The sequence below is a fragment of the Vibrio sp. MMH1-50 genome (genome assembly GCF_022347645.1).
Classification (GTDB): Bacteria; Pseudomonadota; Gammaproteobacteria; order Enterobacterales; family Vibrionaceae; genus Vibrio; species Vibrio harveyi.
The window spans coordinates 140,665-163,509 of the sequence record NZ_JAKRGG010000004.1; the positions used below are offsets into that span (position 1 = coordinate 140,665).

The window sequence follows — 22,845 nt, forward strand, 5'->3', positions numbered from 1 at the left end:
AATTTAACCGCGAAAGATCAACAGACCCTAGTGTATAAAAACCATAAAGCCCTCAATGCGAGGGCTTTCGTTTTTCTTGCTTATTTAAGCGGCAGCATGCGCTTCTGTGAGCTTACGAATTGTTTTTCTATAGGTTAAGTAAGCCGCGATACCAGCTAAGATATTACCCAAACACGCGCCAATAAGTAGCCCTTGAATCCCACCCATTTGTGCACCGATCCACAAACACGGAAGGAAGAACAAAAATAGGCGCAGTGCCGAAATGGTCAGTGCCGTGTAGGACTTACCAAGGGCGTTACAGATCGAAACCATCAACATACATACACCAAGCGAGCCCAAACTGATAGGTACAATCATCAAGTGCATTTCAAGTACATGGGTGACTTGCGCGTCGCTGGTCATCAATAATGCCAGTGGGTCTGCAGCGATAAACGTAATCACAGCAATCAGCAATTGGAAACCAAGTATGAACTTAACCGCAATCGAGATGAGAGACTGAATGTCGGTGTAGTTTTTCGCTCCTAGTAGACGACCAACCATCGGCGGCATTGACATCGTCAGTGCAAGTACAGAAACAATAGCAAAAAACTCATAACGAGAGCCTAACGCCCATGATGCTACCGCTGCGGTACCAAAGCCTGCCAATAGCTTCGTCGCCAGCATAGAAGAGAGTGGTGGTAATAATTGGCTGATCATTGCCGGTCCCATAATGTGACCGATGGAGCGAACGCTTTTCACAACATCCAGCTCTTGCCATTGGAACGTCGCCCAGTGATTTTTTTGTACGCGAGGCGCCACAACCAAAATGCCAAACCCGAACGCGATTATCGTAGCGATAGCGGCACCGTTGATGCCTAAATCAAAGGTGAAAATGAATAGTGGATCGAGCACTAAGTTCACTACACTGGTGACCATCATCATAGTGCCTGGCAGCATGGTATTACCATTAGAACGACAAATACTGTAATAGAAGTACAGCACAGCACCCGTCCATGAGCTTAGCAACCACCATGGCCAGTAGCTGTCGATAATTGGCATGACGGTTTCTGGTGCGCTTAATAAAGAGAGAATAGGGTAACGCAATAACCAAATGATCAAACCAAGTACAGCTACGCCGACAGAGCCAATCATGAGGACTAACCCACCTAATTGTTTTGCGTAGTGGGTGTCGTTTGCTCCTAGTGCTTTCGATATCACTGCGGTAGTGGCAATACCCAAACCAACTTGAATGCCAATAACCACCATTTGTAATGGTAAAGTGAAGCCTTGTGCCGCAAGTGGTAAAACGCCCAGTTGCCCAATGAAGGCACTGTCGACAAGTTGGAAGCTCATCAATGACAATACGCCAAACAGCATTGGCCAGGTCATAGTGAAAAGTTGTTTTGCTAACGTTGGTTGCACGCTAGAAGAAGTAGAAGACATAGAGAAATTGGGTGTTTTGGGAACAAGAATTGGTGTTATTGTACACACTGGTTTTGTAAGTTACAAAAAGAAACCCCGAGCAAGTTATCCCTGCTCGGGGTTAAATTCTACAACTATTTGGGCTTATTTTTTGCCGCTAGTTTGTTTGTCTTCTTCAGTCAGTTCGCGAATACGACGGCTGATGTCACGACGTGCTTTAGAAATTTCTGCACTCTTGATGATGTGATCGTCAACGCGGTCTTCGTAGTCTGCTTTCATGTTCTTGATGATTGCAACGATTTCGTCGTGAGACATTTCTGGTTTGATGTAGTCTAGAAGGTTTTCTAGTAGGTCTACACGTTTACGGTTGTCACGAACTTTTTTCTCGTTATCAAGCAGCTCACGTTTTAGTTTGTTTTTACGACGAGCTTGGTTCACGATTTCAAATACGCTACTCATGGTTCCCTTTCCTAATTTGTGAATATCTGATTCGATTAAAGCACAACATCTCGTGGCATAACAGTCTTTAGATCAAACGTCATGCTGGGTTGGACATTTATCCATCAATTCTGATGTGACATTAACAATCGAGTGCTAAAAGCGTGAATGTTGCTCACTTGAGTGAAGGGACTCGTTGTCATGGTGGAGCCTTCGCTATATCATCAACTTCATTCAATACAAAAATATGAAGCTCGAAATGAACTCTGGGACTATTGCGGAGCAAGTCGAAAGCCAAGAGGTCGATAACCAAGACGATTCTTTGGCTACCAAACTCAAAGCAGCGTATGTGGCTGCTAGAACGCAACTCGAAATCACTGAAGTCGAACTCAATCGTTCGAAGATAATGATGATTGACGAGAATGGAAAAATGACCAAAGTGTCGATTCTATCAGAGCATTAAGACCTAACCCGATTCGCAAAGGGTGTCAGGTCCATGCGCTATGCTTTAGCCTGATACCCAAATTCAAATGCAACAATAATAAGGAAATGCATTATGAAAGTTGAGCTAACGGCAATTGAAGCACGAGTAATTGGCTGCTTAATCGAAAAAGAAGTCACCACCCCCGACCAATACCCCCTAAGCCTTAACGCGCTGACGAACGCATGTAATCAAAAAAGCAACCGCGAACCTGTCATGTCATTGTCTGAAGCAGACGTACTAGACGCGGTTGATGCACTCATCGAGCGTCGTCTTGTCAGTGATGAAAGTGGTTTCAATAGCCGTGTCAGCAAATACCAACACCGATTCTGTAATACCGAGTTTGGCGACCTACAACTTACCGAGCAAGAGAAAGGCATCGTATGTTGCATGCTGCTTCGTGGTGCTCAAACCCCTGGCGAAATTCGCACGCGCACTAATCGTCTAGCAACATTTAATGATGTAAAGGAAGTTGAAAACGTTCTTGAGCACCTTGCAAGCGAAGAGAAAGGACCTCTTGTGGTTAAACTGCCTCGCGAGGCGGGCAAGCGTGAATCACGTTACATGCATCTATTTTGTGGTGAGGTAGACATCAGTGAGTTGGCTGTGGCAAGTGCGGCGCCATCATCAGCCGGTTCTGAGCGCATTAGCCAGTTAGAACAAGAAGTGGCAGAACTTCGTGCAGAGCTGACCGCATTAAAAGAACAGGTTGAATCTCTGCTTTCATGAGTGAGACTGCCGAGCAAAATTGGAGCGTCTATCTAATCCGTAATAACCGCAATGCGCTGTATTGTGGTGTAACGAATGATGTGGATCGACGCTTCAAACAGCATCAGAGCGGGAAAGGTGCAAAAGCACTGAAAGGGAAGGGACCATTAACCTTGGAATGGTTCTCTTCTTTTGAAAGCAAAAGCGTCGCGATGAAAGCGGAATACTTTATCAAGCAACTGACTAAAGCTAAGAAAGAGCTATTAGTCAGCGAAGATGCTGAAATTTGCATCGATGAAAAACATGTTCTTGCATTTCAAGCACGAGTGAAGTGTTCAAATTAATCATTGATTTTCACAAGTGACATTTTCGACCAATATTGAGCTGTACAACTTCTAATCAACTAAAAAGTACAAATATGTGCTGCTAGTTCAATGTTGGGCAATTTGAATTAACACTATGCGTATTAGAGAGCAAACCGCCTTCAAATGGCGGTTTATTTTTGTCTATTATGGGTATCATTTCAGGCGACAGTAACACATAATACATTGATGCCCTGCTAGGCTTAATATCAAAAAAATTTATATAGAAGCGGGCAATTTATGGATATCAGAATTATAGGGTAAAGGATGACTCGGCTAGGTAATAAAATAGAGCAGTTCCATGCTCCATAAAAAACTAAAAGAGCAACAGATGAAAAAAGCGTTACTATTTTCCCTGATTTCTATGGTCGGTTTCTCTCCTGTTTCACATGCAACGCAAGTGCTCAATGGCTACTGGGGTTATCAAGAGTTCTTGGATGAATTCCCGCAGCAGCGAAAACTCACTAATGCTTTAGCAGAAGCCGTTCGTGAACGTCCTGTACCATTCTCTAAAAACAAAAAGCGTCCGCTTAAAATATCCGTGGTTTATCCGGGGCAGCAAGTATCTGATTACTGGGTAAGAAACATTGCGGCATTTGAAAAGCGCTTGGACAAGCTAAATATCAACTATCAGATCAACCAAGTTTTCACACGCCCTAATGCGGATATTAAGCAGCAAAGCTTGTCGTTAATGGAAGCGCTGAAGAGCAAATCCGATTATTTGATTTTTACGTTAGATACAACCAGACACCGCAAATTTGTTGAACACGTTCTTGATTCAACAAACACCAAATTGATCTTACAAAATATCACGACACCAGTGCGTGAATGGGATAAACATCAACCGTTTTTATATGTCGGATTTGATCACGCGGAAGGTAGCCGTGAATTAGCGACAGAATTCGGAAAGTACTTTCCGAAGCACACCTATTACAGTGTGCTCTATTTCTCGGAAGGGTACATTAGTGATGTGAGAGGTGACACGTTTATTCATCAGGTTAACCGTGATAATAACTTTGAACTACAATCAGCGTACTACACTAAAGCAACAAAGCAGTCGGGATATGATGCTGCAAAAGCAAGTTTAGAAAAGCACCCAGATGTTGATTTTATTTATGCGTGCTCGACTGATGTTGCGTTAGGCGCTGTTGAGGCGTTAGCAGATTTAGGGCGAAGTGACGTTATGATCAACGGTTGGGGCGGTGGTTCAGCAGAGCTTGACGCTATTCAGAAAGGCGACTTAGATATCACTGTCATGCGTATGAATGATGATACTGGTATTGCCATGGCAGAAGCTATTAAGTGGGATTTGGAAGGAAAACCTGTCCCAACCGTATATTCCGGTGATTTTGAAATTGTTACCAAAGCCGATTCACCGGAAAGAATCGAAACGCTGAAGAAGCGTGCATTTAGATATTCAGATAATTGATGACAATAACTCGATCAAACATAAAGAAGCGTCGCTCACTGGCGACGCTCATAACAAAGATCATCATTCTTGTTCTTGCTCCGATCATTCTAGGGATTTTTATTCAGAGCTATTACTTCTCTAAACAGATCATTTGGCAAGAAGTCGACAGAACGAAGCAACAAACCTCTGCATTGATCCACAATATATTTGATAGTCACTTTGCGGCGATTCAAATACATCATGACAGCAACTCAAAAAGTGAAGTGATTCGTGACTTTTACACCAATCGCGACACTGATGCACTTAACTTTTTCTTTCTCAGTATCGATCAAAGTGACCCATCGCACACGCCAGAGTTTCGCTTTCTGACCGATCATAAGGGCATCATTTGGGATGATGGTAATGCACATTTCTATGGTGTGAATGATCTTATCCTCGACAGTTTGGCGAACCGCGTCACCTTTAGTAATAACTGGTATTACATTAATGTGATGACCTCTATTGGTTCTAGACATATGCTGACGCGTCGCGTGCCAGTGTTGGATCCTGCGACAGGTGAAGTGCTTGGCTTCTCTTTTAATGTTGTAGTGCTTGATAACAACTTCGCTTTGATGGAGAAGCTAAAAAGCGAAAGTAATGTCGACAATGTGGTCCTTGTGGCGAATAACGTCCCTTTAGCTAACTCCTTAATTGGTGACGAGCCATACAATGTTGCGGATATTTTGCAGCGCAAAGGTTCAGAAAGAAGGCTCGACAAACTTTTAGTGATTCAAACTCCAATAGAAGTGAATGCCGTGACGACAGAGTTATGCTTGCTTACTGTGCAGGATAACCAAAGCGTTGTTACGTTGCAGATCCAACATATCCTAGCAATGTTGGCTTCTATCATCGGTATGATCATGATTGCGTTGCTCACTAAAGAATGGATCGAGAGTAAGGTAGCGGCGCAGTTGGAGTCTCTGATGTCCTACACTCGTTCCGCGCGTGAGGAAAAGGGCTTTGAGCGCTTTGATGGTTCGGATATCGAAGAGTTCGATCATATTGGCTCTACTCTTGAAAGTACTTTTGAGGAACTAGAGGCGCAGAAGAAGTCATTCCGAGACCTGTTTAACTTCGCGTTATCACCGATTATGGTGTGGTCTGAGGAAAGTGTTCTTATCCAAATGAACCCTGCAGCACGCAAAGAGCTCGTTATCGAAGATGACAATGAAACCATGCATCCTGTCTTCCAAGGCTTCAAAGATAAATTGACACCTCACCTGAAGATGGCAGCGCAAGGTGCGACGTTAACAGGCGTCAACGTTCCAATTGGGAATAAGATTTACCGTTGGAACCTATCACCAATTCGTGTCGATGGTGATATCAGTGGCATCATTGTGCAAGGGCAAGACATTACGACTCTGATTGAAGCGGAAAAGCAAAGTAATATCGCACGTAGAGAAGCAGAGAAGTCTGCACAAGCTAGAGCTGATTTCCTTGCGAAGATGAGTCATGAGATCCGTACTCCAATTAACGGTATCTTAGGTGTTGCGCAATTGCTTAAAGATACGGTAGAAACTCAAGAGCAGAAGAACCAAATTGATGTTCTGTGCCACAGTGGTGAGCACTTACTTGCCGTACTGAATGATATTTTGGATTTCTCCAAGATAGAGCAAGGTAAGTTTAATATTCAGAAGCACCCGTTCTCATTCTCCGATACGATTCGCACATTGGAAAATATCTATCGTCCAATCTGTACAAATAAAGGGGTTGAGCTGGTTATCGAAAACAAACTGGATCCGAATGTCGAAATCTTTACGGATCAAGTTCGACTCAACCAAATTCTGTTTAACCTTGTTAGTAACTCCGCCAAGTTTACTCCGTCGGGTTCTATCCGGATCCATGCCGAGCTTGAGCAATTTTATGGTGCAGAGAACAGTGTATTGGTTGTTGAAATTACTGATACGGGGATCGGGATTGAGTCGGACAAGTTAGACCAAATGTTCGAACCGTTTGTACAAGAAGAAGCAACAACAACACGAGAATACGGTGGCAGTGGTTTAGGCTTAACCATCGTTAAGAATCTTGTCGATATGTTGGAAGGCGATGTTCAGGTTCGTAGTAGTAAAGGGATGGGCACAACTTTCGTTGTGACATTGCCGGTAAAAGACCGTGAGCGTGTATTCCGACCGTTAGAAGTCAGTCAACGCGTTAAGCCTGAAGCTTTGTTTGATGAGAGTTTGAAAGTGTTGCTGGTGGAGGACAATCACACCAATGCCTTTATTCTTCAGGCGTTCTGCAAGAAGTACAAAATGCAGGTTGATTGGGCAAAAGATGGATTAGAAGCGATGGAGTTTCTCGCGGACAATACTTATGACCTTATCTTGATGGACAATCAATTACCGCATCTTGGTGGTATTGAAACAACTCATGAGATCCGTCAGAACTTGCGACTTGGTACGCCTATTTATGCCTGTACGGCTGATACAGCTAAAGAAACTAGTGATGCATTTATGGCGGCAGGGGCGAATTATGTCTTGCTCAAGCCAATCAAAGAAAACGCATTACATGAAGCGTTTGTCGATTTTAAGCAAAGATTTTTGCTAGAACGGACGTAATGCAGAAATAGCAAAGGGAGCATGATGCTCCCTTTTTAGTTCTTTACGGTTGAGAACCTTATGCAGCCTAAATCGTGCTGGCTGAAAAAGAATGCTCTAGTAACTCATTCTTCAATTCTTCGGACATATCAAGCGGTACCTCAAATTTCACGCCTATAATCCAACCTTTTGGTAGCTTCTTAATATTGGCAACTGAGCAGTGGTTTTCTTCGTCGATATAGCCACTTAAAGGGGATTCAATCGTAATTCGCTCACCGATTTCAAACTCGGGTTCAACCAACGTCGAAATTCCACAGCCAGAAAGAGAGAAGTCGACCAAACTGCCATCATATTTATTGCCAGTGTGGTCTATTGCACAGTCTAATTGCAATTTATAACGCTCATGCTCACGTACAGGCTTCGTCGCGAAGGTGGCAGGAATCCGTACAAACAATAACGGAGACGGTCGGACCAAGTTCATCAGCACACTGGTCTTAAAAGCAATCACATGCCCCAGATCTGTATCTGACACACCACGGATAACAACGTCCACATTGGTGAGTTTTCTTAGCGCTTGCTCTTCTAATAACCGAGCGGGTATGTCGAGAATGATATAAGCGTTTTCTTTAAGCCCTAAATAAGTAGCAGCGTAAATGTACTTTTCTTCCTGACCGAACTCGAAATTTACCGAGATTCGCATCCCTGTTTTTAGGAATTTATGCAGTTCATCTTTTGTATGAGTTGAAGGCATAACATCTGACGTTTAATTTATTATCGCAACAGGTTATCAAAACGCTATTTTGGCTTTCAATAGGTGCCTGTAAAAAGTTATGCAATTTTATTGTTATCTGTGAACAGGTGGCTGATATTTCTGACTAGGGTCTTGTTTCATCAGGATATTACTCGCCACGATACTACCGCAAGTCACCAATATTAAAGCACACCATGTAAGGGTATCAGGCTGCTCATTAAACACTGGCATTGCGAGTAAGGTTGCCAATACTGGTGTGAGAGATCCGAATGCGGCGCTGGCTTCCGCTCCAATGGTTCTGATTGCGTAAAGAAAAGTGAAAGATGCTAATAGACCTGCTCCGATACCTTGTAATACGAGATGACCAACAAGCTCTTTCCATGGCCAATCAGTGATAGGTGTGATGGCTAAATAACTATCCAACCAACCGAAACCTACAGCGACAATCAGCAATGCAAACGAAATGACTGAAACAAACCCAGCGCAAACATAAGCACTTAAATTTGCAACGCGAGCACTGATGGTAAATACCGCCCACATTAAGCTGCCGACTAGAAACAGTAAGTGCCCTTTTAATTGTGCCCAGTTGTATTCTTCACCGAGATTGGACAGCAGGAACACCATAATCCCAAGTAAGACAGCAGACAAACCGACCATACGATGTTGGCAAAGAGGTTGCTGGTAACAAATGACCGCAATCGCAGAGACAAACAGAGGCAAAGTGCCAGGTATCAGAGCACTGCCATGGGCGACTGGGGCAAAGTGCATAGCGGTGCCAGCAACGAGCAAGTATGGGAGTCCGCTTCCGATGACGATACCGATAAGATATTTGTTCGGTACTGCGCGTACTTTATCCATGGATTTGAGGACGAAAGGAAGTAACACCAACGCCGGAATGAAAAAGCGAGTTAAGGCAATATCGGCAGGTTGAAGGGCTGAAATTGCGCCTCCACGTAGCGATAGAAAGAAACCAGACCAAAGAAAGAGCGTTGTGATGATTGCGGCGTATCCTAATGCCATGGGAGGTTCCGTTTATTTGTAAATAATGTGTTAATTATCGAATGAAAGTGACGCTCAATGGTGGCAAAATATGACTTAATACAGTTAGAACTTAGTGAATTTCGGCATGGAATTAAAAAATCATGGCGAAATCTGGCAAGGAAGGCAAGATGGATAAAATTGACCGACAGTTATTGGATTTGATCCAGCAAGACGCCACAATGACAACAAGCGAACTGGCAGATAGAGTGGGGCTTTCCGCTTCCCCTTGTGCGCGAAGAATTAAACGCTTGGAACAAGAAGGCGTGATCAGTGGTTACCGCGCAATGGTTTCTCGCGAACAAGCGGGAATTGCAATGACGGTATTCGTTGAAGTAAGCCTTAATAATCACCAAGCCAGTTCAATAGATGAATTTGAGCAAGCGGTAAGCGAAATGGAAGAAGTGATCTCCTGCCATGTTGTTTCTGGGGCGTACGATTATCTATTAGAAGTGGTGAGTAGAGATCTCACTGGCTATGAAGCTTTTACGCGAAAACTCCAGATCCTTGAAAACGTCAAAGATATTCATACGCACTTAGCGATTCGCCAAGTGAAAGGAAATGGTAACTTACCGATTTATACCTAAGTAACCTCGAGATGCTAGGTTCTTCGAGAACGATTTGTCTTGTAGACGCGGCGTTGTTTTCCTTGACCTCGAATCAATGACAATGCTCAGAATTCTGCATCTTGAAGTTACTGGGTATACTCATAAATACGGTTATTCACAAACCCAACAAACAAAGCAATCATGAAGTGGCTCGACAGATTACGCATCGCACATTATCACCGAAAAAGACACAAACAATTTGGCGAAGACAGAGCCAGGACGCTGGGGTGGCAAGACACTTTCAGCCAAGTCACACGCTTTGAAGCCTTATGTCGGGATTTAGACCTTAATGGCAAAAGTATTCTTGATATTGGTTGTGGATATGGAGATTTGTTGGCGTATATAGAACAAAAAGGCAATAGCCCCAGTCATTATATCGGCATTGATCAACAAAAGCGGTTTATCGTGGAATCTCGCAAGCGTCATTTCATTACTGATACGCAGTTTATCCGGGGCGATTTCTCTAACTTGATTTTGCCGAAAGCGCACTATGTATTTGCATCTGGCTCGCTCAATTACCAATCTGCCAACCCAAATCATACAATCGAGATGATTGAGAAAATGTATCAGACTGCGAGTATTGCTTGTGTGTTTAATCTGTTGGATGAGGCTAAGTTACCCAGCATGCGGATGTTAGAGTCTCACAACAAAGATGGTGTACTGCGTTATTGCAAGCTGCTGAGTGAGAGAAGTTACTTAATTGAAGGTTATTCCGATCATGATTTTACTATCGTGATGCCAAAATAACCGACAATAAAAAACGGAGACAGTTTCCTGTCTCCGTTCGAATAGTCTTTTAAGCCTTATTGGTATTTGTATTTTGAGATCTCACAGTTACCTGTGTGTCTATCAACCCTAAAAGAGAAAGCAGCTGAATGGTATTCCCTCCCATCACTCCAAATTGTTTCTCCGAAGATTTTACATAGGTCCAAATCACTGATTGAACCGAACTCTTTAACATGCCTAACTACTGACAAAAACTTGGCTTTGGTAGCATTAGGACAATCCCTGTTACTTAATCGATTGATAACCATTGGTTTAGCATCATCTCCAGCCAAATGTGACTTTATATTAAATTTTGTTAATGGGTAAATTACCCAAAATCTGCTCGTAAGTAAAGCGTTATTGTGACGTACCTCTCTATAAATTGACCTGTTTGCCTATTAATTGCTCAATTTCAATAAAGGGAACAATCCCAATATGAACAGACTTAGTCAGATTCATTTTGCACGTATTTTAATGCATTGGCTTCTTTATCGTACAGCTGCGCTAAACCAAGGTATTGTGTTGCCAGTTGCGTATAATCTTTAGCGAGTTGGGAAGCGTTTGTTTGATACCATTCGGCGCTAATTTGGTTGGCTGTGGCATCAGAAATTTCACATTTACTTGCGAGTTTTTGCCATCCGTTTGCCATCCAATTTGACTCAATGCTGAGTTTCTCTAACTCTCGCGCTTTACTGGTGAGTTCTTCGCGATATTGAATCGACGCCTTAAGCTGACTTTGAAAAGCTCGTTGGTTAGTTTGTGCCTGCCACAACAAGGTTAGTTCACGTAGGGAGAAGGTCTGAGAGAGCAGTTGTCTTTGTTTGTGTTCAGTGAGAAGCGTATTGAATGTCTCAACGTATCTATTGTAATTGGACTCTAAACGGTTGAATTGGGTAAGATTGTCATTCCATGATGCGTGGTCACACTGAATGCTTGCGTAAGCAGGAAGTGGAAGCAGTAGCAATATCCATTTGAACTTATTCATCATTGTTTTCACACTAATTAGCTTTCTCGTTGATTAGTTTTTGCGTCCGTTATGCACTCTCTATCAGTATAGTTAGTGTGACGGTGCTTACTGCGTAAGGAATGAAAAAGGAACGGAATATGAAGAAAGCCTTGATCTTAATAGTTGTCTTGCTCTTGTTAGGGGGAGCGGGCGCAGGGTATTACTTCTTCTTTATGCAGCAAGACGACCCTGTCGCTGAACAGGAAAAAGAGCCAGAGAAACCAGCCGAACCTGCAGAAAAACCCAAACCGATTATGGATCTTGAGGCGCCCGCACCTGAGGTCACCGAGTACTATGTGATTGAGCGCCGGATCGATGTTTACAATAAGCCAGATCATCAGGCGTTGATTATTGATGCGCTGTATAAAGGTGAGAAGGTATCGGTTTTGGAGAAATCTAATGGCTGGTTCCGCTTGACGGATTACATTGTGTATGAAGAGGGTGGGGAAGAGACCGCTGAGTGGGTAGACTCAAAAGGATTATCAGACTCAGAACCTGTCATCAAAGAGCAAGAGCGCTTGGAGATCCTTGATGGGTATTTGCAAAAATCAGACGATTTAAAAACGCATCTCGATATGTTTCGTAACAAAACGCAGCAACTGCTCGATGATGAGACTTGCGACCCAAGTGATTTTGAAGAATTAGGTGGGTGGGTGCGTTCTGTCACTTACAAAACCCGCAATGTTTACTTCATCTACTGCGGTGGCTTGGAACAAGAAAACAAAATCTATTTGGATGTCGATAAAGGTGAAATATTTTATCGATGAATACCGCTTAAGGCTTGCTGGCAACTGCGTTCCACGGTTGGAAACAGAGATTTATAACTTTTTAGTTGTTAAGTATAAGCAATAGGAATACTATCACCGAGCTGAGTTGAAGAACTCGGCTCGTTTTGTTTTAAGTGAGCTACCATGCCTTGGATTTACGTTAGAAAACTGTTTTTGCTGCTTCTTGCAATGGCTTTATCGCCAATGCAGGCGTCGGCTGCACAAGCAGAACAGAAATCCTACTTACCTCACTTTTCTAAGTTGCAGCCATTTACGGCGAGCAACTCTGCATCGAACTCTCCAGTTGATTTCTCAGAACTCTCTGAGGAAAGCACCCAATCTCCAGTATCTGAAGGTCATGCTTTCCAAGATTCGTTTGCCATCTTTAATTCTCAACGTTGGACAACGCACCTTCGTGAGAACATTGACGATGAACACATTGATTTCATCGGCGATTTAAATGCCCCGTTTTATGCTGATGCTGGCTATGCCTATAGCCTTATGGATATCAGCTGGCGTCAAAGCCAATCGACATTTAATCACTTTGTTAGCGACCACCGCCTTTCTGGTTGGAAAGAAACCAATGCGATGTATGTCGCCCTCAATAGTCAGTTTTCTGCTTAAACACCATCACTCTGCACATTTTGTGCATTTCTAACACGGCAATTCTTCAACAGAGTAACTGAAGCTCTGGGCATTCCATACCTGTATGTTGTTCAGGTGAGCGTTTTGTCGTGTCTTGAATCTAACTAAATAAAACTTCACTGAGCAGTGAAGGGATGATGTTTACATGAAGAAAACACCAAAACCACAAAAGAACAGAAAAGTGCTGAATCACTATTCGGCATGGAAATACGTCGTTTTAATTACGACGGTTATTATCTTAACCCTTAGCGCCATCCCAACTTGGTTTGGTGAGCAGCCTTCTATTCAGGTGACGTTTGCTGACCAAAACAACAGTGCGATGTCAGTGGTTCAGCTCGACCAGCTGTTAAAAACGCACCATATTCCAGCCTCTAAAATCATTGAAAAAGATGGTAAGACCACCATTGTTTTTGATGGTGAAGATGCGCAAAGTAAGGCGCGTGTATTGCTTAACGATCAGTTAGGCAAAGATGACAGCATCACGTTCTCATACGTGTCTGTTGCCCCAGAATGGTTAAACGAGATGGGTTTCAGCCCAATCAAGCTTGGTCTTGATCTTCGTGGCGGCGTTCAATTCCTATTGAATGTAGATGTAAATAAAGCGTTTGAAGAGCAGCGCGACGCATTGGTTGATGAGATCAAAGCGAGCCTGCGTGAGCAACGTGTACGTGGCGTTCAAGTTCGTGCTGAAGCGCATAACCACATCGCAGTAAATAGTGAAAACGAAGCGGGCTTAAAAGCGGCGAGCCAATTCATTCGTCAAAACTACCCTGGTTGGACAATGACAAGCGCAGATCGTGGCTTTGAACTTCAACCAAGCGAACAAAACATCCAAGAATTCCAAACAACGACACTGCAACAAAACTTGAAGATCATGCGTGGTCGTATCGAAGAGCTTGGTATTACTGAAGCGTTGGTACAACGCCAAGGTAAAGAGAGCATTCGTATCGAGCTACCAGGTGTTCAAGACCCTGCACAAGCGAAAAACGTCATTGGCGCAACAGCAAGTCTTGCGTTCTACGAAGTGAAAGACGCAGGTCAAGCACGTAGTAGCCAAGACCTTGTCCTGAAAGACAACGATGGTCGTACAGTGATTCTTGCTAAGCGTCCAGTACTAACAGGTGAGCATATTGTAAATGCGCGCGCGGGCGTTGATAAAATGGGCATGTCAGAAGTAAACATCTCTCTAGACCACGCTGGTGGTAAGAAGATGAGTGACTTCTCTGCAACGCATATCGGCAAGCCAATGGCGACAGTCTACCGTGAGTACAAAACTAACGAACGTGGTATGACAGAGCGTAGCGAGCGCGTTATTAGTGTTGCAACTATCCAGTCTCAATTGGGTAGCCAATTCCGTATTACTGGTGCGGGTAGCATGGATGAAGCACAGCAACTTGCCTTGCTTCTACGTGCGGGTTCATTGACCGCTCCGGTAACGATTGTTGAAGAACGCACAATCGGTGCTTCTCTAGGTGCAGAAAACATCCAAAACGGTTTCGCTGCTCTTGCTCTTGGTATGGGTCTAACACTGACATTTATGGCACTTTGGTACCGTCGTCTTGGTTGGGTTGCGAACGTGGCTTTGTGTGCAAACATGCTTTGCTTACTTGGTCTAATCGCACTACTTCCTGGCGCCGTGCTAACACTTCCTGGTATCGCAGGCTTGGTATTGACTGTCGGTATGGCGGTGGATACCAACGTAATTATTTTCGAACGTATTAAGGACAAGATGCGTGAAGGTCGTAGTTTTGCACAAGCTATCGACTTAGGCTTCGACAGCGCGTTCGCTACTATCCTTGATGCCAACATCACAACCATGATCACTGCCGTGATTCTATACGCGATTGGTAACGGTCCAATCCAAGGCTTTGCGCTGACGCTAGGTCTGGGTCTGATGACCAGTATGTTTACAGGCGTATTTGCTTCTCGTGCAATGATCAATTTAATTTGGGGCCGCGATGCCCGTCGTGATGTGAGGGTTTAATCATGGTCGAAATGCTAAAACAAAATATCCGTAAGATTCGTTACTTCACGACAGCTGTATCGGTTGTGTTGACGATTATTGCTCTGGTTGCTCTGGGTATGAAAGGGCTAAACCTAGGTCTCGATTTCACTGGTGGTATGGTTACTGAAGTGAAAGTCGATAAACAATTGACTAACCATGATTTGCTTAATGCGCTGCAACCAAAGCTTGGTGAATCAACATCTGTAACCCGTTCAGGCGAAGATGGTCGTTGGGTTATTCGTTACTCAGCACCGGCAGAAGGTCATACATTACCTAATGTTGCAGATGTACTTAAGCCTATTTCACATCAAGTAGATGTAGTAAGTAACAGCATCGTGGGTGCTCAAGTGGGTCAGGACCTGTTCGACCAAGGTGGCTTAGCATTATTAGTATCGGTACTGACGATTCTTGGTTACTTGTGTTTCCGCTTTGAATGGCGTCTGGCAAGTGGCTCTCTATTCGCGTTGGCGCACGATGTTATCTTAGTATTGGGCTTCTTTGCGATTACACAAATGGAGTTCAACCTGACGGTGTTTGCAGCGATTTTGGCGATTCTTGGTTACTCGCTTAATGACTCGATCATCATCGCTGACCGTATTCGTGAACTGCTTGTTGCGAAGCAAAATTGGAAAACAGAACAGATCAACGATGAAGCGGTATTGGCGACATTCTCACGTACTATGGTGACATCAGGTACTACTTTAATCACTGTTGGTGCGTTGTGGATTATGGGCGGTTCTGCATTGGCAGGTTTCTCTACCGCAATGTTCATTGGCGTACTGTCTGGTACGTGGTCATCAATCTCGATTGGTACGGTGCTTCCTGAATGGTTGAAGCTAGAACCAAAACACTACCTACCAGTAGAGATCGACACTGCACCATAATACTTGGTGTTTAAGGTAAAAGTGCTTGCGCCACTCTTCTGAGTGGCGCTTTTTTATCTGGGAAAAGGGAAAAGGGAAAAGGGAAAAGGGAAAAGGGAAAAGGGAAAAGGGAAAAGGGAAAAGGGAAAAGAAATAGAATCGGACGCTACTTCACGCGCATTAGTCGATGCTTGACTGAACCTAAATCAAATTCGATGATCTGAGATCGCTTCATTGACTCGACTTTGGTGAGCATTGCTCCTTTATAGCCCTTCTTTTTCATCCATTGTAACGGTTCAGAAAAGCTGTCCTCATTGACCACGTAAGACTCACCTTTATGTTCGCCAGCATAGACGTTCACTACCCACACTCGGGCTTGAAAATCCAACACCTCACCAAAGGATTGTTTGAGCCTGCTTAAAATGTTCTTCATAACTTGTTTTTCGTCACTAGACCTGTTTCATCAATACTGCTTTTTCTAACTCATCAAGAGCCAAATACCCACTCCCATCATCAAAGTGCCAGCGATTCGGTTCATTAAGCGTACATTTTTGGATTGACCTAGCAATCGCTTCAATCCTTTACCACCCGTTGCGTAAAGAGACATACAAATGAACTCGAACATCAAAATAATAGAAACAAGCACGATGAGCTGAGGAGCAAGAGCCGCAGTTTGATCAATAAAAGGCGGCAAAAGTGAAATCATGAACGCCCAGCCTTTCGGGTTTGCAATTGCGGTGACAAAGCCTTGCAAAACCAAATCCCAGTTACCGCTAGTAGGAACATCAATGCTATCAACATTAATGGCAAGTTTGCCTCGTGAGCGCCACATCTCAACCCCTAAATAAAGCAGATAACCGCCGCCAATCAATTTTAGTACGGTAAAGAGCCAAGGGTAAGTGAGCATGATGGCTGCGATACCGAGCACCGCAGAGATTGAAACTAAAGCAACACCAAACAGTTCGCCAATCATCATCCAAAGGGTGCGACGATATCCGATACTCATACCTAACGTTAAGGCAAGCGTCATACACATCCCAGGTGTAATGGATACAAAGAAAAAGGTAGGGATGAACATAGTTAACAAGGCGGTATTCATGAATATTGATGAGTGTGTAAGTAAATAAAGAAGTATCAAAGATAGTGCAAACTGGCATTCAATGCCACATCTAAAAACAGTGGAGGTTGGAGGTATAGGGTTAACATTCAACTGTTTAATAAAATTTAAATAACAATTAAATGTGTGCGACATATTAGTGCGCTGTTGCACCAAATAAAATCATTTATAAATTAATATGAGATAATTTAGTTGTAGAAATTAGTTAGTTTAATTACCAGTTATATTATTTTTTAATTGGTATTTATGTCATTTTGACCATGTTTTACTTAGATTAAATACTCAAAGTAGGATGTAAGCTAATGATATATTTCATAATTATTAGTTGAGCTTTGTTAACTATTGACTCGATAATTTAATTGCGATCTATTAGTTTCTAAATGAAAGATGATCTTAAACCATTTGCAAATGCAACATAGATAGAAATTCGTATAACTTACTGAATGTAAAGTGATTTACAAAATTAATAATCAAATTGTCTTTAGTATTTATTCTTTTAAAACAGTGGTTTATGTGCACTTAACTTTTTTATAACATTTCATTCCGAATGAGATCTAAATCAATCTTATGCAAATGAATGAGTTTTTTATTTGAAATGTCATATTTCTAGGTTAACTTAAAATAAAAGGCAGCAGAGGAATTGTTGCCAAAAGAATAAATTAACACGTCAGTTGGCGAAACATTTCGCCAGTGTCTTAATTCGCTTTTTTAATGCCGTTAAGAATGGAGTCTTCAATGAAGAAAGTCGCTTTGATCACTGGATCAAAAGGCGGAATTGGTTCTGCTATTTCCTCTCAATTAGTAAATGATGGTTATCGAGTAATTGCTACTTATTTTACAGGTAATTATGAGTGTGCTTTGGAATGGTTTAATGAAAAAGGGTTTACCAAAGATCAGGTACGCTTATTTGAATTAGATGTGACAAACACCACGCAGTGTGCTGAAAAACTGGCACTTTTGCTTGAGGAAGAAGGGACTATAGATGTTGTCATCAACAATGCAGGTATCACACGTGATGGCGTGTTTAAAAAGATGACTGCACAAGCTTGGAATGACGTCATTAACACCAATCTAAATAGCTTGTTCAATGTGACTCAACCTTTGTTCGCGACTATGTGTGAAAAAGGTGGTGGTCGCATCATTAACATCTCTTCCGTTAATGGTTTGAAAGGACAGTTTGGACAAGCAAACTACTCAGCGGCTAAGGCTGGCATGATTGGTTTTTCAAAAGCTCTGGCATATGAAGGTGCTCGTTCTGGTGTGACTGTGAATGTTATCGCTCCGGGATACACCGGCACCCCAATGGTAGAGCAGATGAAACCGGAAGTGCTTGAATCTATCACCAACCAAATCCCAATGAAGCGTTTAGCAACGCCAGAAGAAATTGCAGCATCAGTAAGCTTCCTAGTGAGTGATGCCGGCGCATACATCACCGGTGAAACATTGTCGGTGAACGGCGGCCTATACATGAGCTAAGGAGTAGAGTGATGGAAAAAGTATTTATCGTTGCAGCAAAGCGTACGCCAATTGGTGCGTTTGGTGGAAGCTTAAAAAACACCTCAGCAGGAAATCTAGCTGCAGTAGCAATAAAAGGTGCGCTTGAGGCAGCTTCTTTGGCAGCAGATAAGGTCGATGAAGTTATTGTTGGTAACGTTGTTGCAGCCGGTCAAGGTATGGGTGTTGGACGCCAAGCTGCACTGTTTGCAGGTATCCCGGAGTCAGTCCCTGCATACGGCGTAAACATGGTATGCGGCAGTGGTATGAAAACCGTCATGGATGGCGTTTCGCATATTCGCAGCGGTGATGCAGAAGTCGTGGTGGCTGCCGGCGTTGAGGTCATGTCACAAATCCCATTCATCGTGCCTAGCAGTGTGCGAGATGGCAACAAAATGGGTCACATGGAGCTGAAAGATCTCCTTATCTCAGATGGCTTAACGGATGTTTACAACCAGTACCACATGGGAGTGACGGCTGAAAACGTTGCAAAAGAGGTAGGGTTGTCTCGCCAACAGCAAGACGAATACGCACTTTCGAGTCAGCAAAAAGCTGTCGCGGCTATCGAGGCAGGTAAATTCAAAGATGAAATTGTTCCTGTTGAAGTTAAGCAGCGTCGAGAAACGGTCGTGTTTGACACCGATGAATACCCGAAAGCCAATGCCACACTTGAAGGTTTGAGCAAGCTGCGCCCTGCGTTCGACCGAGAAGGTACTGTGACAGCAGGTAATGCATCGGGCATTAATGACGGTGCAAGTGCCATCATTTTGGCCTCAGAAACTGCAGTTCAAGCGCATGGTTTAACACCAATTGCCGAGGTAGTGAGCTACGCACAATCTGGTTTAGACCCTCAAATTATGGGGCTTGGTCCTGTTGAGTCAGTGAACAAGGCACTACAAAAAGCCGAGCTGAAAACCAGCGATATCGATGTTTATGAATTAAACGAAGCCTTTGCTGCTCAGGCATTAGGCGTGATTCATAAACTGGCTGAAACCAACCAAGTACCAGTAAGCTCGATTCAAGATAAAGCCAATTTTAATGGTGGTGCTATCGCATTGGGTCACCCACTTGGTGCATCAGGTAACCGAATTTTGGTTACGTTGGTTCATGAACTTCACAAACAAGACGGTCAGTACGGGGTTGCTTCACTTTGTGTGGGCGGCGGTATGGGCACGGCTGTGATTGTAAAAGCAGTTAAGTAGTTATTTAAACGGACATTTTTAATTCTTTCTCTAGGAGATAAACCATGTACACTGATTTCTTCAAAACTTTTAGCGATCAAACTGAAAAGAATCTAGAACCATACTTGAAGTTCAACAAGCTAGTAACAAAGAACGTAGAAGTGCTTACTGAGCTTCAACTGAACGCGATCCGTACTTACAGCGAAGTGGGTCTAAACCAAATGAAAGCAGCGTCAGAAATCAAAGACGTGACTTCTCTAACGGCTTTCAACAGCCAACAACTTACCGTTCTTACTAAACTTTCTCAGCAAATGATGGACGACAGCAACAAGCTGCAATCTATCGCAAAAGAGTTCAAAGAAGACGTTGAGAAAATGACTTCGGAAAACCTAAAGACTGTTACTCCAGCGTAATACGTCCGCTTGCGCCGCCCGCTTTTTGGGCGGCGTTGTTTTTTCCGAATATAGGAGTAAGACTATGTTTCAACACTTCTTTTCGGACTATCTTGTAAAGCTTCAGGAAACCAATCAACAGTGGTGGCATGATTTCGAAGTGAACAAGGCAGTCGTGAATTCTCCTTTGAACAAGGCCATGCAAGAAGTGAACTTTGAAGATACTGCTAAACTGTTCGAACAAGCGGCAAACCAACCCGCTGCAATTTTGAAGTTGCAAGCAGAGTGGTGGGAGCAGCAGCTTCAAATTTGGCAGAATGTGGCTCTAGCAGGTAATCAAACGCAACTTATCGAAGCAGAGAAGGGCGACAAGCGTTTCTCAAATGATGCTTGGCAGCAAGAGGCCATGTACAGCTTCATCAAGCAATCATATTTGTTGTTTAGTAAAACCTATCTAGACACGCTCGATTCCATCGAAGGTCTTGATGAGAAGACGAAAGAGCGTATTACCTTCTTCTCTCGTCAGGCTATCAACGCACTTTCTCCATCTAATTTCATCGCGACCAACCCAGAACTGCTTAAACTCACTCTTGAGCAAAATGGTGAAAACCTACTGACGGGTTTAGAGAAGTTAAAAGAAGATGTTGAGTCGAGTGCCGACATTCTCAAAGTACGCATGACCAACAACAATGCGTTTCGCGTTGGGGATGATGTAGCGACGACTACGGGCGATGTTGTGTTCCAAAACGAATTGTTTGAGCTGATTCAGTACCGTCCCTTGACGGAAAAAGTGAATGCGACACCGCTATTAATCGTTCCACCGTTCATCAATAAGTACTACATCCTTGACCTAACGGCGAAAAACTCAATGGTTCGTTGGTTATTAGAGCAAGGTCATAGCGTATTTATGATGTCTTGGCGCAATCCGGGTAAAGAACAAGCGCAGGTTGAGTTTGGGGACTACGTAACCGAAGGCGTAGCGAAAGCGGTTACTGCGATTGAAGATATTACTGGTCAAGAGCAAATCAACGCAGCTGGCTACTGTATCGGTGGTACGGTTCTCGCCAGCACCGTAGCTTACTATGCAGCGAAACGTATGAAGAAGCGTATTAAGTCTGCGACCTTCTTTACGACCTTGTTGGACTTCTCTCAGCCGGGGGAGGTTGGGGCATACATCAATGACACAATCATCAGTGCTATAGAAACGCAAAACAACGCCAAGGGTTACATGGATGGTCGCTCGTTAAGCGTGACATTCAGTCTGCTGCGTGAAAACAGTTTGTACTGGAACTATTACGTCGATAATTACCTCAAAGGTAATAGCCCTGTTGATTTTGATCTGCTGTATTGGAACAGTGACAGCACTAATGTGAGCGCCGCTTGCCATAATTTCTTACTGCGAGAACTCTATTTGGAGAATAAGCTGGTACAAGACAAGGGTGTTAAAATTGGCGGTGTTTGGATTGATCTCAACAAGATTAAGATCCCAAGTTATTTTGTATCGACCAAAGAAGACCATATTGCACTGTGGCAAGGAACGTATCGTGGTGCTCTGAATACAGGTGGTAATAAGACCTTTGTTTTAGGTGAGTCAGGGCATATTGCTGGTATCGTGAATCACCCAGCGAAAAACAAATATGGATATTGGTTGAACAACAATCTTGATGACTCGGCGGACGAATGGTTCAACAACGCGAATCATCAAGAAGGTTCTTGGTGGACGCATTGGCACCAATGGTTGATGCAGTTTAACCCGAAAGAGCAAGTTGAGCCTTTCCCAGTTGGTTCTGAGCAAAATCCGGTTATTGAAGATGCTCCTGGTCAGTATGTTCGACAAGTTCTGCCTATCAACGAGTCCTAGACTGCTCCTCGCAAGCAGTATTATTTGGCGATCTGAATGGTCGCCTTTTTTCTGTCTGAAGCTTTGCTTCGCAAGGAGCAAAGAATCATCACAACAAGCAAGTGTGAGAACCTCCATAAGCCGTCAGAGAGTATTGGGTTTGGTGCTTTGGTTGGAAACGTAGAAAGAAAAAACGCCAAGCAAATGCTCGGCGTTTTCCGTCAACAAAATAGGCAAAAAAGTTGACTGGTTCGAGGTGAATTACACCTCTTTATCCTTACCTAGTGAGAGTAGCCATAGAGAGATTGCTGCTACTCCGACAAAGCCGGAAAGAATAATGACTGGCATTGCGCTGTATCCAAGGAAGTGCCAGATAAAGGATTCAAGATTACTCATTGTCTATGTTTCTCCTTATTGCCAGCCTTCAACACCGTGCATGTCAGGCAGTTTGTGTGCGATACCTTTATGACAGTCTACACAAGTTTTATCGCCTGAAGCCAGAGCGGTAGAGTGTTGAGCTGCCGCTCGTTTACCCTGCTGCGAGTAGTCCATGTAATCAAACTGGTGACAGTTACGACATTCAAGAGAATCATTCTTCTTCATACGCGCCCACTCACGTTCCGCTAAGTGTTCACGACGAGCTTGGAATTTCTCCGGCGTATCGATCGTCTTCGTTACGAAGTGAGCAAACAACTCTTTAGACGCTTGAACTTTACGAACGATCTTATCGGTCCATTCGTGTGGTACGTGACAATCAGAACAGATTGCACGAACACCAGAACGGTTCGAGTAGTGAATCGTTTCTTGAATTTCAGCGACGATAGGAGCGTGACAGCCAGAACAGAATTCTTCTGTGTTGGTCGCTTCCATACCTGTGTTGAATGCGCCCCAAAACAGAAGACCACCAGCGAAGCCAAGGAATAGAACCACACCAGCGGCAGCTTTACTCGGGCTCGACAGTCTCTTCCAAAACGCTTTAAGTATTTTCATAAGTAA

The 22,845-nt window shown here is 43.5% G+C and carries 25 protein-coding genes; 15 read left to right on the top strand and 10 right to left on the bottom strand.

Annotation, left to right across the window (positions count from 1 at the left end):
* Positions 1 to 84: 84 nt before the first annotated feature.
* Positions 85 to 1,422, bottom strand: coding sequence for an MATE family efflux transporter (locus tag MHO32_RS05180; protein ID WP_029790049.1), 1,338 nt, complete (start codon positions 1,420 to 1,422; stop codon positions 85 to 87).
* A gap of 123 nt (positions 1,423 to 1,545) precedes the next feature.
* Positions 1,546 to 1,860 (bottom strand): DUF496 family protein, encoded by a 315-nt coding sequence (locus tag MHO32_RS05185; protein WP_005453573.1) that lies wholly within the window; start codon positions 1,858 to 1,860, stop codon positions 1,546 to 1,548.
* A 238-nt stretch (positions 1,861 to 2,098) separates the two neighbouring features.
* On the opposite strand from MHO32_RS05185, the gene MHO32_RS05190 reads away from it, so the two are divergent.
* The 5 genes from MHO32_RS05190 (at position 2,099) to luxQ (ending at position 7,398) form a co-directional block, all read left to right on the top strand.
* Positions 2,099 to 2,302 (top strand): hypothetical protein, encoded by a 204-nt coding sequence (locus tag MHO32_RS05190; protein ID WP_009696233.1) that lies wholly within the window; start codon positions 2,099 to 2,101, stop codon positions 2,300 to 2,302.
* A 93-nt stretch (positions 2,303 to 2,395) separates the two neighbouring features.
* Positions 2,396 to 3,049 carry a YceH family protein gene (locus MHO32_RS05195; RefSeq protein WP_005453575.1) on the top strand — a complete coding sequence of 218 codons (654 nt, stop codon included), beginning with the start codon at positions 2,396 to 2,398 and terminating at the stop codon, positions 3,047 to 3,049.
* Positions 3,046 to 3,372 (top strand): GIY-YIG nuclease family protein, encoded by a 327-nt coding sequence (locus MHO32_RS05200; RefSeq protein WP_239210799.1) that lies wholly within the window; start codon positions 3,046 to 3,048, stop codon positions 3,370 to 3,372. Before MHO32_RS05195 ends, MHO32_RS05200 begins: the two co-directional genes overlap by 4 nt.
* A gap of 349 nt (positions 3,373 to 3,721) precedes the next feature.
* Positions 3,722 to 4,819, top strand: a complete 1,098-nt coding sequence (locus MHO32_RS05205) for an autoinducer 2-binding periplasmic protein LuxP (protein WP_005453580.1) — start codon at positions 3,722 to 3,724, stop codon at positions 4,817 to 4,819.
* Positions 4,819 to 7,398 (top strand): quorum-sensing autoinducer 2 sensor kinase/phosphatase LuxQ, encoded by a 2,580-nt coding sequence (gene luxQ, locus MHO32_RS05210; RefSeq protein ID WP_005453581.1) that lies wholly within the window; start codon positions 4,819 to 4,821, stop codon positions 7,396 to 7,398. Before MHO32_RS05205 ends, luxQ begins: the two co-directional genes overlap by 1 nt.
* A gap of 67 nt (positions 7,399 to 7,465) precedes the next feature.
* Here the strand turns inward: luxQ and MHO32_RS05215 are convergent, their stop codons facing one another.
* Together MHO32_RS05215 and MHO32_RS05220 are read right to left on the bottom strand one after the other, a co-directional pair.
* A complete protein-coding gene (locus MHO32_RS05215) occupies positions 7,466 to 8,128 on the bottom strand; it encodes a PilZ domain-containing protein (RefSeq protein WP_047515332.1) in 663 nt (220 codons plus the stop codon).
* A gap of 93 nt (positions 8,129 to 8,221) precedes the next feature.
* Positions 8,222 to 9,148 (bottom strand): DMT family transporter, encoded by a 927-nt coding sequence (locus tag MHO32_RS05220; RefSeq protein WP_239210800.1) that lies wholly within the window; start codon positions 9,146 to 9,148, stop codon positions 8,222 to 8,224.
* A gap of 149 nt (positions 9,149 to 9,297) precedes the next feature.
* On the opposite strand from MHO32_RS05220, the gene MHO32_RS05225 reads away from it, so the two are divergent.
* Together MHO32_RS05225 and MHO32_RS05230 are read left to right on the top strand one after the other, a co-directional pair.
* Complete coding sequence (locus MHO32_RS05225) at positions 9,298 to 9,753, top strand: Lrp/AsnC family transcriptional regulator (RefSeq protein WP_005453588.1); 456 nt, start codon at positions 9,298 to 9,300, stop codon at positions 9,751 to 9,753.
* 162 nt (positions 9,754 to 9,915) lie between these two features.
* Positions 9,916 to 10,521 carry a class I SAM-dependent methyltransferase gene (locus tag MHO32_RS05230; RefSeq protein WP_005453590.1) on the top strand — a complete coding sequence of 202 codons (606 nt, stop codon included), beginning with the start codon at positions 9,916 to 9,918 and terminating at the stop codon, positions 10,519 to 10,521.
* 56 nt (positions 10,522 to 10,577) lie between these two features.
* Here the strand turns inward: MHO32_RS05230 and MHO32_RS25820 are convergent, their stop codons facing one another.
* Both MHO32_RS25820 and MHO32_RS05235 read right to left on the bottom strand, forming a co-directional pair.
* Positions 10,578 to 10,808 carry a hypothetical protein gene (locus MHO32_RS25820; protein ID WP_074051703.1) on the bottom strand — a complete coding sequence of 77 codons (231 nt, stop codon included), beginning with the start codon at positions 10,806 to 10,808 and terminating at the stop codon, positions 10,578 to 10,580.
* A gap of 176 nt (positions 10,809 to 10,984) precedes the next feature.
* Positions 10,985 to 11,527 carry a hypothetical protein gene (locus tag MHO32_RS05235; protein WP_017188730.1) on the bottom strand — a complete coding sequence of 181 codons (543 nt, stop codon included), beginning with the start codon at positions 11,525 to 11,527 and terminating at the stop codon, positions 10,985 to 10,987.
* A 116-nt stretch (positions 11,528 to 11,643) separates the two neighbouring features.
* Between MHO32_RS05235 and MHO32_RS05240 the strand changes: the two genes are divergently transcribed.
* The 4 genes from MHO32_RS05240 (at position 11,644) to secF (ending at position 15,846) form a co-directional block, all read left to right on the top strand.
* Positions 11,644 to 12,312: an SH3 domain-containing protein gene (locus MHO32_RS05240; protein WP_017819307.1), complete on the top strand. Its 669-nt coding sequence runs from the start codon at positions 11,644 to 11,646 to the stop codon at positions 12,310 to 12,312.
* 144 nt (positions 12,313 to 12,456) lie between these two features.
* A complete protein-coding gene (locus MHO32_RS05245) occupies positions 12,457 to 12,936 on the top strand; it encodes a hypothetical protein (protein ID WP_009696226.1) in 480 nt (159 codons plus the stop codon).
* 166 nt (positions 12,937 to 13,102) lie between these two features.
* Positions 13,103 to 14,941, top strand: a complete 1,839-nt coding sequence (gene secD / locus MHO32_RS05250; protein WP_009701400.1) for a protein translocase subunit SecD — start codon at positions 13,103 to 13,105, stop codon at positions 14,939 to 14,941.
* Positions 14,942 to 14,943: 2 nt separating this feature from the next.
* Positions 14,944 to 15,846, top strand: a complete 903-nt coding sequence (secF, locus tag MHO32_RS05255) for a protein translocase subunit SecF (RefSeq protein ID WP_005453603.1) — start codon at positions 14,944 to 14,946, stop codon at positions 15,844 to 15,846.
* Positions 15,847 to 15,991: 145 nt separating this feature from the next.
* Here the strand turns inward: secF and MHO32_RS05260 are convergent, their stop codons facing one another.
* Both MHO32_RS05260 and MHO32_RS05265 read right to left on the bottom strand, forming a co-directional pair.
* A complete protein-coding gene (locus tag MHO32_RS05260; RefSeq protein ID WP_005453604.1) occupies positions 15,992 to 16,258 on the bottom strand; it encodes a hypothetical protein in 267 nt (88 codons plus the stop codon).
* 45 nt (positions 16,259 to 16,303) lie between these two features.
* On the bottom strand, positions 16,304 to 16,924 hold the full coding sequence (locus MHO32_RS05265) for a LysE family translocator (RefSeq protein ID WP_026138377.1): 621 nt from the start codon (positions 16,922 to 16,924) through the stop codon (positions 16,304 to 16,306).
* A 753-nt stretch (positions 16,925 to 17,677) separates the two neighbouring features.
* Here MHO32_RS05265 and MHO32_RS05270 point away from each other — a divergent pair.
* The 4 genes from MHO32_RS05270 to phaC all read left to right on the top strand — a co-directional run bounded on the left by MHO32_RS05270 (position 17,678) and on the right by phaC (position 21,870).
* A complete protein-coding gene (locus tag MHO32_RS05270; RefSeq protein WP_005453606.1) occupies positions 17,678 to 18,418 on the top strand; it encodes an SDR family oxidoreductase in 741 nt (246 codons plus the stop codon).
* An 11-nt stretch (positions 18,419 to 18,429) separates the two neighbouring features.
* On the top strand, positions 18,430 to 19,638 hold the full coding sequence (locus MHO32_RS05275) for an acetyl-CoA C-acetyltransferase (RefSeq protein ID WP_017188734.1): 1,209 nt from the start codon (positions 18,430 to 18,432) through the stop codon (positions 19,636 to 19,638).
* Between the two features lie 44 nt (positions 19,639 to 19,682).
* Entirely contained in the window at positions 19,683 to 20,030 is a 348-nt protein-coding gene (locus MHO32_RS05280; RefSeq protein WP_005453608.1) for a phasin family protein, read from the top strand.
* Between the two features lie 64 nt (positions 20,031 to 20,094).
* Positions 20,095 to 21,870, top strand: a complete 1,776-nt coding sequence (gene phaC, locus MHO32_RS05285; RefSeq protein WP_239210802.1) for a class I poly(R)-hydroxyalkanoic acid synthase — start codon at positions 20,095 to 20,097, stop codon at positions 21,868 to 21,870.
* A 240-nt stretch (positions 21,871 to 22,110) separates the two neighbouring features.
* On the opposite strand, the gene MHO32_RS05290 is transcribed toward phaC, so the two are convergent.
* Positions 22,111 to 22,245 carry a TIGR02808 family protein gene (locus MHO32_RS05290; RefSeq protein ID WP_005433365.1) on the bottom strand — a complete coding sequence of 45 codons (135 nt, stop codon included), beginning with the start codon at positions 22,243 to 22,245 and terminating at the stop codon, positions 22,111 to 22,113.
* 15 nt (positions 22,246 to 22,260) lie between these two features.
* Complete coding sequence (locus MHO32_RS05295; protein WP_005453621.1) at positions 22,261 to 22,839, bottom strand: NapC/NirT family cytochrome c; 579 nt, start codon at positions 22,837 to 22,839, stop codon at positions 22,261 to 22,263.
* Positions 22,840 to 22,845 lie beyond the last annotated feature (6 nt).

Coding starts and splice junctions, on each gene's coding strand:
- MHO32_RS25820 (WP_074051703.1), bottom strand. CDS start 10,808: ATGGTTATCAATCGATTAAGTAACAGGGATTGTCCTAATGCTACCAAA.
- MHO32_RS05280 (WP_005453608.1), top strand. CDS start 19,683: ATGTACACTGATTTCTTCAAAACTTTTAGCGATCAAACTGAAAAGAAT.
- MHO32_RS05270 (WP_005453606.1), top strand. CDS start 17,678: ATGAAGAAAGTCGCTTTGATCACTGGATCAAAAGGCGGAATTGGTTCT.
- secD (WP_009701400.1), top strand. CDS start 13,103: ATGAAGAAAACACCAAAACCACAAAAGAACAGAAAAGTGCTGAATCAC.
- MHO32_RS05260 (WP_005453604.1), bottom strand. CDS start 16,258: ATGAAGAACATTTTAAGCAGGCTCAAACAATCCTTTGGTGAGGTGTTG.
- phaC (WP_239210802.1), top strand. CDS start 20,095: ATGTTTCAACACTTCTTTTCGGACTATCTTGTAAAGCTTCAGGAAACC.
- MHO32_RS05220 (WP_239210800.1), bottom strand. CDS start 9,148: ATGGCATTAGGATACGCCGCAATCATCACAACGCTCTTTCTTTGGTCT.
- MHO32_RS05215 (WP_047515332.1), bottom strand. CDS start 8,128: ATGCCTTCAACTCATACAAAAGATGAACTGCATAAATTCCTAAAAACA.
- MHO32_RS05200 (WP_239210799.1), top strand. CDS start 3,046: ATGAGTGAGACTGCCGAGCAAAATTGGAGCGTCTATCTAATCCGTAAT.
- MHO32_RS05290 (WP_005433365.1), bottom strand. CDS start 22,245: ATGAGTAATCTTGAATCCTTTATCTGGCACTTCCTTGGATACAGCGCA.
- MHO32_RS05205 (WP_005453580.1), top strand. CDS start 3,722: ATGAAAAAAGCGTTACTATTTTCCCTGATTTCTATGGTCGGTTTCTCT.
- MHO32_RS05195 (WP_005453575.1), top strand. CDS start 2,396: ATGAAAGTTGAGCTAACGGCAATTGAAGCACGAGTAATTGGCTGCTTA.
- MHO32_RS05190 (WP_009696233.1), top strand. CDS start 2,099: ATGAACTCTGGGACTATTGCGGAGCAAGTCGAAAGCCAAGAGGTCGAT.
- MHO32_RS05185 (WP_005453573.1), bottom strand. CDS start 1,860: ATGAGTAGCGTATTTGAAATCGTGAACCAAGCTCGTCGTAAAAACAAA.
- MHO32_RS05245 (WP_009696226.1), top strand. CDS start 12,457: ATGCCTTGGATTTACGTTAGAAAACTGTTTTTGCTGCTTCTTGCAATG.
- MHO32_RS05180 (WP_029790049.1), bottom strand. CDS start 1,422: ATGTCTTCTACTTCTTCTAGCGTGCAACCAACGTTAGCAAAACAACTT.
- MHO32_RS05265 (WP_026138377.1), bottom strand. CDS start 16,924: ATGAATACCGCCTTGTTAACTATGTTCATCCCTACCTTTTTCTTTGTA.
- MHO32_RS05230 (WP_005453590.1), top strand. CDS start 9,916: ATGAAGTGGCTCGACAGATTACGCATCGCACATTATCACCGAAAAAGA.
- MHO32_RS05240 (WP_017819307.1), top strand. CDS start 11,644: ATGAAGAAAGCCTTGATCTTAATAGTTGTCTTGCTCTTGTTAGGGGGA.
- MHO32_RS05225 (WP_005453588.1), top strand. CDS start 9,298: ATGGATAAAATTGACCGACAGTTATTGGATTTGATCCAGCAAGACGCC.
- secF (WP_005453603.1), top strand. CDS start 14,944: ATGGTCGAAATGCTAAAACAAAATATCCGTAAGATTCGTTACTTCACG.
- MHO32_RS05295 (WP_005453621.1), bottom strand. CDS start 22,839: ATGAAAATACTTAAAGCGTTTTGGAAGAGACTGTCGAGCCCGAGTAAA.
- luxQ (WP_005453581.1), top strand. CDS start 4,819: ATGACAATAACTCGATCAAACATAAAGAAGCGTCGCTCACTGGCGACG.
- MHO32_RS05235 (WP_017188730.1), bottom strand. CDS start 11,527: ATGATGAATAAGTTCAAATGGATATTGCTACTGCTTCCACTTCCTGCT.
- MHO32_RS05275 (WP_017188734.1), top strand. CDS start 18,430: ATGGAAAAAGTATTTATCGTTGCAGCAAAGCGTACGCCAATTGGTGCG.